15 protein-coding genes are annotated in these 12122 nt (G+C 43.0%); 13 read left to right on the forward strand and 2 right to left on the reverse strand.

Annotated features, from left to right (window positions below; translation table 11 throughout):
* Window positions 1–185 precede the first annotated feature (185 nt).
* Window positions 186–611 carry a DUF3889 domain-containing protein gene (locus tag FS458_RS01235; RefSeq protein WP_144696911.1) on the reverse strand — a complete coding sequence of 142 codons (426 nt, stop codon included), beginning with the start codon at window positions 609–611 and terminating at the stop codon, window positions 186–188.
* 291 nt (window positions 612–902) lie between these two features.
* Between FS458_RS01235 and FS458_RS01240 the strand changes: the two genes are divergently transcribed.
* The 10 genes from FS458_RS01240 to FS458_RS01285 all read left to right on the forward strand — a co-directional run bounded on the left by FS458_RS01240 (window position 903) and on the right by FS458_RS01285 (window position 8071).
* Entirely contained in the window at window positions 903–1127 is a 225-nt protein-coding gene (locus FS458_RS01240) for an AtpZ/AtpI family protein (RefSeq protein ID WP_066244770.1), read from the forward strand.
* Entirely contained in the window at window positions 1124–1510 is a 387-nt protein-coding gene (locus FS458_RS01245) for an ATP synthase subunit I (RefSeq protein ID WP_144696912.1), read from the forward strand. The genes FS458_RS01240 and FS458_RS01245 overlap by 4 nt, the downstream gene beginning before the upstream one ends.
* A 6-nt stretch (window positions 1511–1516) precedes the next feature.
* Window positions 1517–2227 (forward strand): F0F1 ATP synthase subunit A, encoded by a 711-nt coding sequence (gene atpB / locus FS458_RS01250; protein ID WP_137791116.1) that lies wholly within the window; start codon window positions 1517–1519, stop codon window positions 2225–2227.
* A gap of 83 nt (window positions 2228–2310) precedes the next feature.
* Window positions 2311–2523, forward strand: coding sequence for a F0F1 ATP synthase subunit C (gene atpE / locus FS458_RS01255; RefSeq protein ID WP_066244772.1), 213 nt, complete (start codon window positions 2311–2313; stop codon window positions 2521–2523).
* 112 nt (window positions 2524–2635) lie between these two features.
* A complete protein-coding gene (gene atpF / locus FS458_RS01260; RefSeq protein WP_144696913.1) occupies window positions 2636–3154 on the forward strand; it encodes a F0F1 ATP synthase subunit B in 519 nt (172 codons plus the stop codon).
* Entirely contained in the window at window positions 3151–3702 is a 552-nt protein-coding gene (locus FS458_RS01265; RefSeq protein WP_066398940.1) for a F0F1 ATP synthase subunit delta, read from the forward strand. The genes atpF and FS458_RS01265 overlap by 4 nt, the downstream gene beginning before the upstream one ends.
* A gap of 19 nt (window positions 3703–3721) precedes the next feature.
* Window positions 3722–5221: a F0F1 ATP synthase subunit alpha gene (atpA, locus tag FS458_RS01270; RefSeq protein ID WP_144696924.1), complete on the forward strand. Its 1500-nt coding sequence runs from the start codon at window positions 3722–3724 to the stop codon at window positions 5219–5221.
* Between the two features lie 122 nt (window positions 5222–5343).
* Window positions 5344–6195, forward strand: coding sequence for an ATP synthase F1 subunit gamma (gene atpG / locus FS458_RS01275; protein WP_144696927.1), 852 nt, complete (start codon window positions 5344–5346; stop codon window positions 6193–6195).
* 57 nt (window positions 6196–6252) lie between these two features.
* Window positions 6253–7641, forward strand: coding sequence for a F0F1 ATP synthase subunit beta (atpD, locus tag FS458_RS01280; RefSeq protein ID WP_144696930.1), 1389 nt, complete (start codon window positions 6253–6255; stop codon window positions 7639–7641).
* A gap of 22 nt (window positions 7642–7663) precedes the next feature.
* Window positions 7664–8071, forward strand: coding sequence for a F0F1 ATP synthase subunit epsilon (locus tag FS458_RS01285; protein WP_066398933.1), 408 nt, complete (start codon window positions 7664–7666; stop codon window positions 8069–8071).
* A gap of 382 nt (window positions 8072–8453) precedes the next feature.
* On the opposite strand, the gene FS458_RS01290 is transcribed toward FS458_RS01285, so the two are convergent.
* Window positions 8454–8633: a hypothetical protein gene (locus FS458_RS01290; protein WP_144696933.1), complete on the reverse strand. Its 180-nt coding sequence runs from the start codon at window positions 8631–8633 to the stop codon at window positions 8454–8456.
* A 192-nt stretch (window positions 8634–8825) separates the two neighbouring features.
* On the opposite strand from FS458_RS01290, the gene FS458_RS01295 reads away from it, so the two are divergent.
* The 3 genes from FS458_RS01295 to glpK all read left to right on the forward strand — a co-directional run bounded on the left by FS458_RS01295 (window position 8826) and on the right by glpK (window position 11940).
* Window positions 8826–9371 (forward strand): glycerol-3-phosphate responsive antiterminator, encoded by a 546-nt coding sequence (locus tag FS458_RS01295; RefSeq protein WP_144696936.1) that lies wholly within the window; start codon window positions 8826–8828, stop codon window positions 9369–9371.
* Window positions 9372–9573: 202 nt separating this feature from the next.
* Entirely contained in the window at window positions 9574–10401 is an 828-nt protein-coding gene (locus FS458_RS01300; RefSeq protein ID WP_144696939.1) for an MIP/aquaporin family protein, read from the forward strand.
* A gap of 36 nt (window positions 10402–10437) precedes the next feature.
* Entirely contained in the window at window positions 10438–11940 is a 1503-nt protein-coding gene (glpK, locus tag FS458_RS01305; RefSeq protein WP_144696942.1) for a glycerol kinase GlpK, read from the forward strand.
* Window positions 11941–12122: the final 182 nt, after the last annotated feature.

Here is a 12122-nt window from a genome sequence, read left to right on the forward strand (position 1 = left end):
ACGCAGGTAATCCTGAGCGAAAACCAGACTCCATTGAGCGAAACGGAGTTCAAACTGAGCGAAAACTCTGCTCAACTGAGCGAAACTCATGGTCTATTGCGCGAACGTGTAATAAATAAAAGAACACGTACCGTAAAACCGAAAAAAAGAAGGCTGACATACGTCAGCCCGCACATAACGTTTATTTAATGCATTTCCTCGAACTTCATATCAATAAGCTTGTTGTCATCATGCATTACGCCAACTTTTACAAGATGCATCTTATCTTGTTGATACACCTTGAAGTCAAAGTAATCCGAGATCGTGCCGTCCGGACTGATGTTCCGTGTATCGTACTGATAATCACTTACTCTGCTGTTCGGATATTTTTTCCTCGTCTCAGCCAGAGCCATCTTGCCCCATTTTGCGTAGTCGTTTTGTGTCACAGATGAATTTAAATCTTCTGACGGGGTTTGGTCGTTATATTGAACGTTCAAAGGTTTTGTACGATCGTTCTCCACGTTATTTTTCATGTTTGTAGATTCTTCTGAAGGCTTTTTGTCATTGTTCATACAGCCGCCAGCTACCAAAATCCCAATCAACGAAAAGAAAATAAATATTTTTTGTTTCATGTCGAACAAGCTCCTTCCATATATTTAATGTAAGTATTTATCAAATAGGGTGATTTATTCAGGAATATGGAAAGTGCAGGCAGAAGTAGTAAACAAAGTGAATAATAAACCATTGAAACAAGCCACAAAATTTCCACAATTTATTTAATAAACCGTCCCGGAAGTCGTTGACATAGAAATGGCACTATTGTATTCTTACAAAGGGAATATGGTAAGGTTTACATTCTTGTGTTTACAAGGGTTTTCAAGAAAATTATTACCAAATTTCCAGAAGGAAGGAGTCCATACGATATGAGCAACGGGAAACGCCCTTATAAAGCGATGGCTTTAATGTCTGGCATTCTTTCTCAGCTTGTTGGATGTATCTTAGTTGGACTTTTTGGAGGGAAATGGCTGGACGAGAAAGTCGGCAATGAATTTCCAATCTTCCTTATCATCGGGTTGTTTCTAGGTCTTGGAACAGGTGTTTACGGGATGATCCGCTTAATATCGAAGTTTTCAGGGGACGGGCAATGATGAATGAGTACAAATCGGTGTTTTTCAAATACATAAAGTACACATTATATCTTCTCTCTCTTTTTTTCGTCGGTTATGCTGTCACTCCTTACAAAGCTATCTTTTTAGGACTAGCTCTAGGAACTGCTTTTAGCCTCTATAATCTTTGGAGCATGTATTCGAAGATCGACCGCATGGGACAAGCAGTGATTCAGCAGAAAAGAGTGAAAACACTCGGTTCACTTTCAAGGCTCCTCTTTGCAGGGTTAGCGGTGCTCATCGCGATGAAATACCCGGAACATTTTCATTTATTAAGTGTGGTAGTGGGATTGATGTCAGTCTACATTATCATGTTAATAGATTCACTAACTCAAGTTACACGTACTCCAAAGGAAAAGAGGTGAACATAGGTGGAACATGGTGCAGTTACAGCTGATTTTCTAGGTTTGACTTTTAATCTGTCAAACGTACTAATGATCACAGTTTCATCCGTTATTGTTTTCCTTATTGCGGTACTCGCTACTCGAACCCTGTCAATGCGACCAGGAGGAATGCAAAACTTCCTTGAATGGGTAGTCGATTTCGTAAAAGGAATCATCAACAGCACAATGGATTGGCATACGGGCGGACGCTTTTTAGCTTTAGGACTTACATTAATCATGTATATTTTCGTTGCCAACATGCTGGGATTACCTTTTGCAGTAGTAGTCGACCATAATCTATGGTGGAAATCCCCTACTGCAGACCCAACTATTACTTTGACTCTAGCAGTTATGGTAGTGGCGCTATCACACTATTACGGTGTGAGAATGAAAGGTGTCAAGGAATATGGAGCTGAATTCTTCAAGCCGATGAAGTTCTTGTTCCCACTAAAGATTATTGAAGAGTTTGCGAACACATTAACGCTTGGTCTTCGTCTTTACGGTAACATTTTCGCAGGTGAGATGCTTTTAGGTCTATTGGTAGGTTTGACTAAGATGGGTATTTTTGCTGGCGTACTCGGAATCTTCCCACTAATCGTGTGGCAAGGCTTCTCAGTATTCGTTGGTGCAATCCAAGCATTTATCTTCACGATGCTAACAATGGTTTACTTGGCACATAAAGTAAGTCACGATCACTAATCTTTAGGAAATATCAAGCTTCTATAATAAGAAGCCCATTTTCATAAAAACTTTAAGGGAATTCAGAAGGGAGAAATTTTATCATGAATCTTATTGCAGCTGCAATCGCGGTAGGTCTAGCGGCACTTGGTGCTGGTATTGGTAACGGTTTGATCGTAGGACGTACAGTTGAGGGGATCGCTCGTCAACCAGAACTACGTGGTACTCTTCAAACAACAATGTTCATCGGGGTTGCATTAGTTGAGGCACTTCCAATCATCGGTGTGGTTATCGCGTTCATCGCGCTTGGTTCTTAATCCTTAAAACAACCACTGTTTATTACGATTTCTATAATGGCGAAGCAAGTTTCCGTTGAGGGACTACCCTTCGCCATTCCTTATGTATGATTGATTGAAGGGAGGAAATGGTGTGCAAAACTTAATTCTAGGTGCTGCTGCAGGTGGAGGCCTGAACACAGGTGATATCCTTTACCAATTAGCTGCATTTTTAATCCTACTAGTATTATTGCGTAAATTCGCATGGGGCCCGTTAATGGGAATCATGAAGGAGCGCCAATCACATATCAACAGCGAAATTGATGCGGCTGAAAAATCCCGTCAAGAAGCTAAGAGCTATCTTGAGACTCAAGTTGCTGAGTTGAAGAAAGCGAAAGAAGAAGCAAAGTCTATTATCGACAATGCTAAAAAGCAAGGCGAAGCACAAGGTGAAGCAATCATTAAAGCATCTCGTGATGAAGCTGAGCGTGTAAAAGAAGCTGCATTAGCTGAGATCGCTTCTGAGAAAGAAAAAGCAGTTGCTACACTTCGTCAAGAAGTTGCTGCTCTATCCGTTAAGATCGCTTCTAAAGTTATTGCAAAAGAACTTGATGAGAGCTCTCAGGAGAAGCTTATTAACGAATACCTTCAAGAGGTAGGCGAGTCTCGATGAGCAAAGATCAAGCAATCGTAGCAAAACGTTATGCATTAGCACTATTTGAAGTAGTTGGTGTTACGAAACTTGAAGATACAGTTTCAGAATTGCGTCTTGTGAAGAACGTACTGGAGCTTAACAAAGAGCTTCAAAAAGTTCTATCACATCCAAAAGTATCAAAAGATCAAAAGAAAGCTTTGATCAAAGAGAGTGTTGGAGCTGAACTTTCTACTGCTGTAATGAACACGATCTATCTGATGGTAGACCGTAACCGTTACACATACATCACAGAGATGGCAGCGCAGTTCATTGAATTAGCAAATGAGGCACAAGGCATTGCCGACGCAAATGTATATTCTGTACGTCCTTTATCAGACTCAGAGATACAGAAGTTGGAGCAAACGTTTGCTGCCCGAGTCGGCAAAAGAGCGTTGCGCATTAATAATATTGTAGATTCTTCTCTTGTTGGAGGAATTAAAATCCGCATTGGCAACCGTATTTTTGACGGAAGCATCAGCGGAAAGTTGAATCGAATGGAACGTCAATTAGCTTCTAACGGAAGCTGAGAGGATAGGGGTGAAATTCATGAGCATTAAAGCTGAAGAAATCAGTGCTTTAATTAAAAAACAGATTGAAAACTATCAATCTGAGATCGAAGTTAATGATGTGGGTACAGTTATCCAGGTCGGTGACGGTATTGCCCGTGCCCATGGATTAGATAACGTTATGGCTGGTGAGCTAGTTGAATTTTCTAACGGTGTAATGGGTATGGCCCAAAACCTTGAAGAAAACAACGTAGGTATCATCATTCTTGGGCCTTACCAAGAAATTCGTGAAGGTGACGAAGTAAAACGTACAGGACGTATCATGGAAGTTCCTGTAGGTGAAGAGCTTCTTGGCCGTGTAGTTAACCCTCTTGGACAGCCTATCGATGGCAAAGGTCCAATTGCTACTACAAAAACACGTCCTATCGAGCAAAAAGCTCCAGGCGTAATGGCTCGTAAATCAGTACATGAGCCGCTTCAAACAGGTATTAAAGCGATTGACGCACTTGTGCCAATCGGACGCGGACAACGTGAGCTTATCATCGGTGACCGTCAAACAGGTAAAACAGCTGTAGCGATCGATACGATCCTTAACCAAAAAGATCAAGATATGATCTGTATCTATGTAGCGATCGGTCAAAAAGAATCAACAGTTGCGGGCGTTGTAGAAACACTTCGTTCACACGGAGCGCTTGATTACACGATCGTTGTATCAGCATCAGCTTCTCAACCTGCACCAATGTTGTTCCTAGCTCCTTATGCTGGGGTATCTATGGCTGAAGAATTCATGTGGGCTGGCAAGCACGTATTGATCATTTATGATGATCTTTCTAAGCAAGCTGCTGCATACCGTGAGCTTTCCTTGCTACTTCGTCGTCCTCCAGGCCGCGAAGCTTATCCAGGGGACGTATTCTACCTTCACTCTCGCTTGTTAGAGCGTGCAGCGAAGTTGAATGACGAGCTAGGTGGCGGATCGATCACAGCGCTTCCGTTCATTGAAACGCAAGCATCTGACGTATCTGCTTATATTCCAACAAACGTTATCTCTATCACAGACGGACAGATCTTCTTACAATCTGACTTGTTCTTCTCCGGAGTTCGTCCGGCGATCAACGCAGGTATCTCCGTTTCTCGTGTAGGGGGAGCGGCTCAGATCAAAGCGATGAGCAAAGTATCTGGTACACTTCGTCTAGACCTTGCTTCATACCGTGAACTAGAAGCATTCGCTCAGTTCGGATCTGACCTTGATAAAGCGACTCAAGCAAAACTAAACCGTGGTGCACGTACAGTTGAAGTACTTAAGCAAGGACTTCACAAGCCACTAAAAGTTGAGCATCAAGTTGCAATCCTTTATGCATTGACTCGTGGTTACATCGATGATGTAGCTGTTGAAGATGTAAACCGCTTTGAAGAAGCGCTTTACGCTCACATGGAAGCAAACTCTAAAGACGTTCTTGATGCAATCAAAACGACTGGTAAACTTCCTGGCGACGACAGCCTAGACGAAGCGATCAAAGCATTCAAAAAGACATTCGCGTAAGATATATAGACTTTAAAAGCAGAGGTGCAGTTGCAGTGATGTGCTGCGCCTTGCAACCAGCTTACTATGTTTAAAATGAGGTTAACCGATTTTTAAACTACCAATAAAGGTGGTGAAAATGAATGGCATTGAAAGATATAAAAGCTAGAATAGATTCTACTAAGAAGACGATGCAGATCACAAAAGCGATGGAGATGGTTTCAGCTGCAAAGCTAAACCGCGCTGAGCAAAATGCGAAATCTTTCGGCCCTTACGTGGATAAGATCCAAGAAGTGGTAGGAAGCATCGCATCTGGAAGCAACGCGAAACACTCTATGCTTTTAACACGACCAGTGGAGAAGACGGGTTACTTTGTCGTTACAGCTGACCGTGGATTAGCAGGAGCTTATAACTCGAATATTTTGCGCCACGTTTACCGTACGATTCAAGAGCGTCACAAATCAGCAGATGAGTATGCATTGATCGTGATCGGTAAAGTTGGGGTGAACTTTTTCAAAAGCCGTAAGATGTCTATCTTGGACAGCATCACAGGCGTGGCAGACCAGCCATCCTTTGCTGAGATCAAGGCGATCGCATCAAAGGCAGTCGGTCTTTATGCGGACGGAACATTTGATGAGCTTTACATGTATTACAACCATTTTGTAAGTGCCATTCAGAGCGATCTGACGGAGAAGAAGCTTCTTCCGTTAACAGATATCGCTGCAACAAAATCAAAATCTTCCTATGAGTATGAACCATCAGAGGACGAGATCCTTGAAGTGCTTCTTCCTCAATATGCGGAGAGCTTGATTTATGGTGCTTTACTTGATGCGAAAGCAGCCGAGCATGCTTCTCGTATGACTGCGATGAGAAATGCAACGGATAACGCTAATGAACTGATCGGCCAATTGAACCTCTCGTACAACCGTGAGCGTCAAGCAGCTATCACTCAGGAAATTACGGAAATCGTCGGCGGTGTAGCAGCTCTAGAATAGACTTTTTTAAAAGTGATTCTAGCAGCTAATGTGCAAAGTAAGATAGGAGGGAAACCGATGAATAAAGGCTATATTACTCAAATTCTTGGACCGGTCGTTGACGTTAAGTTCGAAGGCCAGCTTCCAGAATTGCTTAACGCTTTAACTGTTAGCGCTGAGGGTGTTGACTTAACACTAGAAGTAGCACTTCACCTTGGTGATAACATGGTTCGTACAATCGCAATGGATTCAACGGATGGTCTTGTTCGTGGAATGGAAATCGCTGACTCAGGTAAGCCGATCTCTGTACCAGTAGGTGAAGCAACTCTTGGACGTGTATTTAACGTAACAGGTGATCACATTGACCTTGGTGAGGCAGTACCGGCAGATGTTCGCCGCGACCCGATCCACCGTTCAGCACCTTCTTTTGAAGAATTAACAACTAAAACGGAGATCCTTGAAACAGGGATCAAAGTCGTTGACCTTATCGCTCCATACGTAAAAGGTGGAAAAATCGGTCTTTTCGGTGGTGCGGGTGTAGGTAAAACAGTACTTATCCAGGAGCTTATCAACAACATCGCACAAGAACACGGTGGTATCTCCGTATTCGCAGGTGTTGGTGAGCGTACTCGTGAAGGAAATGACCTTTTCCACGAGATGAGCGACTCTGGTGTTATCAAGAAAACGGCAATGGTATTCGGACAGATGAACGAGCCGCCTGGAGCACGTGCACGTATCGCTCTTTCTGGTTTGACAATGGCTGAATTCTTCCGTGATGAAGAAGGACAAGACGTTCTTTTCTTCGTAGATAACATCTTCCGTTTCACGCAAGCAGGATCTGAAGTATCTGCCCTTCTTGGCCGTATGCCATCAGCGGTAGGTTACCAGCCAACTCTTGCAACTGAGATGGGTCAATTACAAGAGCGTATCACATCTACGAAAAAAGGTTCTGTAACATCTATCCAAGCGATCTATGTACCTGCCGATGACTATACGGATCCGGCTCCAGCTACAGCGTTCGCCCACTTAGATGCAACAACTAACCTTGAGCGTAAACTTACAGCTATGGGTATCTATCCAGCGGTAGATCCACTAGCTTCAACTTCACGTGCACTTTCTCCTGAGATCGTTGGAGAAGAGCATTACGAAGTAGCTCGTAAAGTACAGGCGACTTTACAGCGTTATAAAGAGCTTCAAGATATCATCGCAATCCTTGGTATGGACGAACTTTCTGAAGACGATAAGCTAGTTGTACACCGTGCGCGTCGTATCCAGTTCTTCTTATCTCAAAACTTCCACGTTGCAGAACAATTTACAGGACAAAAAGGTTCATACGTTCCTGTTAAAGAAACAGTTCGTGGATTCAAAGAAATCCTTGAAGGAAAATACGATGATCTTCCGGAATCAGCGTTCCATCTCGTAGGCTCTATTGAGGATGCTATTGAAAAAGCAAAAACTTTGGCCTAATGCCTGAAAGGGGTAAGATTGGATGAAAACCATTCAAGTCAGCGTAGTAACCCCTGATGGTCCTGTGTTTGAAGGAAATGCGAAAATGGTCAGCGCGAAAGCAAAAAGTGGGGAGCTTGGAATTCTTCCAGGCCATATCCCTCTTGTAGCTCCTTTAACGATCAGCGCCGTGCGTGTTCACGACGTTGATGGGAAAACACAATATGTGGCCGTTAGCGGTGGATTTATTGAAGTGCGACCTGAAAAAGTCACGATTTTAGCAGAAGCTGCTGAGATCGCTGGCGACATCGAAGTGGATCGTGCACGTGCAGCAAAAGAACGTGCCGAACAGCGTCTTGCAAGCAACAAACAAGACAACCTAGATGCAGCTCGTGCGGAGTTTGCGCTTAAACGCGCAATGAACCGTATCGACATAGCAACAAAGCGCTAATTCTAAAGCTCTTCAGCTCTCTTTTTAGAGAGTTGGAGGGCTTTTTTTGTGCTTGTAGGGGGTATGAGAGGAATAAAGGGAGTGCGAGCAATGTCGAGGATTGCAAACTCGTGGATAAAGTAGCAAAACTTTTGGATTGAAGGCTAAAATTCGTGGATAAACAGGCAAAACTTCTGGATAAACGGCTTAAACTTTTGGATTGCATGAAGTTAATACCCCGCACAGTATCTGAGTTGTTCAGTTTCGGGAACTGAAACTGTACCTTTATTCTTTTTCAGAACTCAAAAACCCCTCCGACTCGTTCAAAATAAGTCAAAGGGGCTTTATTACAATACATCACGTTCAGTTTGAGAAGGTTGAACATTGGATGGATCGTTTTTATTTAGTTTCTTCCAAAAATCGGCCGAGCACATGAGACCCTACGTAACCATAATTGGTCGCCATTTTCACTAGTCATCGCGTTCGTTTCTGCTGCCTCTTCCATTTGAACCATTTCATCACCAAAAGGGTTCTGAAATTCGCCAACAGGAGAGATCACAGGTTTCTTTCTCTTTTTAATCATGCTTATCACCTCCTCAAGCTAAGGAAGTGTCCTAAGAAATATAGCTCTTTATACGAGCTATATACTATTAAATGCTCGTCCGTCAGTAGTTGTATGTGTTATTATCACTTAATATGTAAAAAAGGCGGTTTACCGGGGTTTGCAATAAAATGTGAGAACTGGTGAATGATAAGAAAGTAAGGGGTGTGCAAGATGAGCTTTCATGGACAAAAAGTTTTGCCGGCAGCGAGAAAGATGAAGGATTTTGAGAAGCTGCTAAACAGCAAATACACATATATCGTATGTTTGGATACACATATCAGCCAGTTAAAATTTATGATCGCTATGGCGAACGAACGTAAAAAGAAGGTATTGGTCCATCTTGATCTGATTAACGGCCTGAAAGCAAATGAGTATGCAGTCGACTTTTTAGCACAAGAAATGAAACCAGCAGGAATCATTTCAACGCGCTCCAACTGTATCATTCGTGCTAAAAAGAAGAACATGATCGCGGTTCAGCGGTTATTTTTATTAGATTCATTAGCACTTGAAACGAGTTATAAAGTCATTGAACGTGCTCAGCCAGACTATTTAGAGGTTTTGCCAGGCATCATGCCGGAAATAATAAGAGAAGTGAGTGAGCAAGCGGGTATACCGGTAATTGCTGGTGGATTGATTCGTACAAAAGTTAATGTGATGGAAGCACTTGAAGCAGGTGCAGAGGCTGTGACGACTTCAAACCCTGAATTGTGGATCTAATGTTCTTGTGAAATAACGTTTGACAACGTTTTCATCCTTGTTATAATAGAGACAAGTTCATAAACGTGACGGAGAACATGGAGATCCACAAGGGTTACTTATAGCAAAACTATAGGTATCTTTTGCTGGGTCTTTTTTTGATGAAATCCGTTCACAGGCTTGCACTTATAATTGATAGCGATTGCATAAAGGAGGAAAATACATGTCTACATTTATGGCAGAACTGATAGGAACAATGATTCTAATCATATTTGGCGGGGGCGTTGTTGCAAACGTTTCCTTGAATAAATCAAAAGCCCAAGGTGGCGGATGGATCGTTGTCGCACTTGCTTGGGGATTAGCCGTAGCGATGGCGGTATATGCAGTTGGAAGCTTTAGTGGCGCACATCTTAACCCAGCCGTTACGCTTGGTCTCGCTTCAATCGGTGAATTTGCATGGGCTGATGTACCAGCTTATATCCTTGCACAGATGATCGGGGGTATTTTAGGAGGAATGGTCGTTTACTTCCACTTCCTTCCACACTGGAAAGCAACAGATGATCCAGCGGTAAAATTAGGAGTTTTCTCAACGGACCCTGCAATTCCACATACGTTTTCGAATCTTTTATCAGAATTCATTGGAACTGCGGTTTTACTAGTAGGATTATTGTCAATCGGGGCGAATAAATTTTCAGATGGGTTAAATCCACTGATCGTCGGATTTTTAATCGTAGCCATTGGATTATCACTTGGTGGACCAACAGGATATGCGATCAACCCTGCTCGTGACCTTGGTCCAAGAATCGCGCATTTCATCTTGCCGATTCCAGGAAAAGGCGGATCTAACTGGACATACTCATGGATTCCAGTTGTAGGACCAGTGCTCGGAGGAGTTTTTGGAGCATTGTTCTACCAAGCAGTTTTCACAGGGAAAGTTACAACATTATTCTGGATATGGACAGTGGTATCAGTAGCGATTTTCGCCATAACATTCTTCTTAGGAAGTAAAGGCACACATGCACTGCCTCATGGAGATCAAATAGAAAACTAAAACAATAACAACAAACCAATTTGGGAGGGTTTACGTATGGAAAAGAAATATATCATTGCACTCGATCAAGGGACGACAAGTTCTAGAGCGATCCTTTTTAACAAAGCTGGAGAAGTCGTTGAGATCTCACAAAAGGAATTCAAGCAGCACTTCCCGAAGCCAGGCTGGGTAGAGCATGATGCACAAGAAATCTGGGGAACGATCTTAGCAGTAGTTGCTGAAGTTCTTTCAAAAACAGATACAGACCCAGGCGAAATCGCTTCAATTGGAATCACGAACCAGCGTGAAACAACGGTCGTTTGGGACAAGAACACTGGAAAACCTGTGCACAACGCGATCGTATGGCAGTCTCGTCAGACCGCTGAAATCTGTGATGAACTAAAATCTCAAGGCTTAAACGATAAATTCCGTGATAAAACTGGATTGTTAATCGATGCTTATTTCTCAGGAACAAAAGTGAAATGGATCCTTGATAACGTTGATGGTGCTCGTGAAAAAGCAGAAAACGGTGATCTATTATTCGGTACGATCGATACGTGGCTAGTATGGAAACTAACTGGTGGAAGAGCGCACGTTACGGACTATTCAAACGCTTCACGTACACTCATGTACAATATATACGATCTGAAATGGGATGACGAGCTTCTTGAGATCTTAGGCGTTCCGAAATCAATGCTTCCAGAAGTAAAATCATCATCTGAAATTTATGGTGAAACGATCGACTATCACTTCTTCGGTAAAAATATTCCGATCGCAGGTATCGCGGGCGATCAACAGGCGGCACTTTTCGGACAAGCTTGTTTTGAAAAAGGAATGGCGAAGAACACTTATGGAACAGGTTGCTTCATGCTAATGAACACAGGAGAAAAAGCAGTTAAGTCAGAGCATGGCCTATTAACTACCATCGCTTGGGGTGTGGACGGTAAAGTCGAATACGCACTTGAAGGAAGTATCTTTGTTGCAGGATCAGCGATTCAATGGCTGCGCGACGGACTTCGTATGTTAAAAGATGCGGCAGACAGTGAAGATTATGCAGAGCGCGTTGCATCAACAGATGGCGTGTATGTTGTGCCAGCTTTCGTAGGGCTCGGAACTCCTTACTGGGATTCAGAAGCACGCGGTGCGATCTTCGGACTGACACGTGGTACAGAAAAAGAACACTTCGTCCGTGCGACACTTGAGTCACTGGCGTATCAAACAGCAGATGTGTTAACAGCGATGGAAGCAGACTCAGGTATTGAGTTGAAGAAACTTCGTGTAGATGGCGGAGCGGTTAAGAACAATTTCTTGATGCAGTTCCAAAGTGATATCTTAAACGTTCCGGTTGAGCGTCCAGAGATTAACGAAACGACTGCGCTTGGTGCTGCATATCTTGCAGGTCTTGCTGTAGGTTTCTGGGGCGACCGTCAAGAAATCGCAGATAAATGGAAAGTGGACAAAGACTTCGACGTAAACATGAAAGAAGAAGAGCGTAAAGAGCTTTATGATGGCTGGAAAAAAGCTGTTGAAGCAACGATCGCATACAAACCTAAAGCATAACCCTTTCAAAATCTTGAAAACTGCGTTATACTAAACCCAAGTTGATATTGAACCGGTTGGAGATCAGGAGAGACCACAAAACCTCGTACAAACGTTGCGGGGTTCTTGTGGTCTTTTTTTGCGTGCATACGTGCCAATACACGGAAATGTTGAAAAACGTGTGTTGGGTTCGCTGATTCCGG

It is taken from the genome of Fictibacillus phosphorivorans, assembly GCF_007673525.1.
Taxonomy (GTDB): domain Bacteria; phylum Bacillota; class Bacilli; order Bacillales; family Fictibacillaceae; genus Fictibacillus; species Fictibacillus phosphorivorans_C.

Excerpts from the sequence above, each read along its gene's own strand:
- FS458_RS01235 (WP_144696911.1), bottom strand. The coding sequence starts at position 611 with ATGAAACAAAAAATATTTATTTTCTTTTCGTTGATTGGGATTTTGGTA.
- FS458_RS01240 (WP_066244770.1), top strand. The coding sequence starts at position 903 with ATGAGCAACGGGAAACGCCCTTATAAAGCGATGGCTTTAATGTCTGGC.
- FS458_RS01245 (WP_144696912.1), top strand. The coding sequence starts at position 1,124 with ATGATGAATGAGTACAAATCGGTGTTTTTCAAATACATAAAGTACACA.
- atpE (WP_066244772.1), top strand. The coding sequence starts at position 2,311 with ATGAATCTTATTGCAGCTGCAATCGCGGTAGGTCTAGCGGCACTTGGT.
- FS458_RS01265 (WP_066398940.1), top strand. The coding sequence starts at position 3,151 with ATGAGCAAAGATCAAGCAATCGTAGCAAAACGTTATGCATTAGCACTA.
- atpA (WP_144696924.1), top strand. The coding sequence starts at position 3,722 with ATGAGCATTAAAGCTGAAGAAATCAGTGCTTTAATTAAAAAACAGATT.
- atpG (WP_144696927.1), top strand. The coding sequence starts at position 5,344 with ATGGCATTGAAAGATATAAAAGCTAGAATAGATTCTACTAAGAAGACG.
- atpD (WP_144696930.1), top strand. The coding sequence starts at position 6,253 with ATGAATAAAGGCTATATTACTCAAATTCTTGGACCGGTCGTTGACGTT.
- FS458_RS01285 (WP_066398933.1), top strand. The coding sequence starts at position 7,664 with ATGAAAACCATTCAAGTCAGCGTAGTAACCCCTGATGGTCCTGTGTTT.
- FS458_RS01290 (WP_144696933.1), bottom strand. The coding sequence starts at position 8,633 with ATGATTAAAAAGAGAAAGAAACCTGTGATCTCTCCTGTTGGCGAATTT.
- FS458_RS01295 (WP_144696936.1), top strand. The coding sequence starts at position 8,826 with ATGAGCTTTCATGGACAAAAAGTTTTGCCGGCAGCGAGAAAGATGAAG.
- FS458_RS01300 (WP_144696939.1), top strand. The coding sequence starts at position 9,574 with ATGTCTACATTTATGGCAGAACTGATAGGAACAATGATTCTAATCATA.
- glpK (WP_144696942.1), top strand. The coding sequence starts at position 10,438 with ATGGAAAAGAAATATATCATTGCACTCGATCAAGGGACGACAAGTTCT.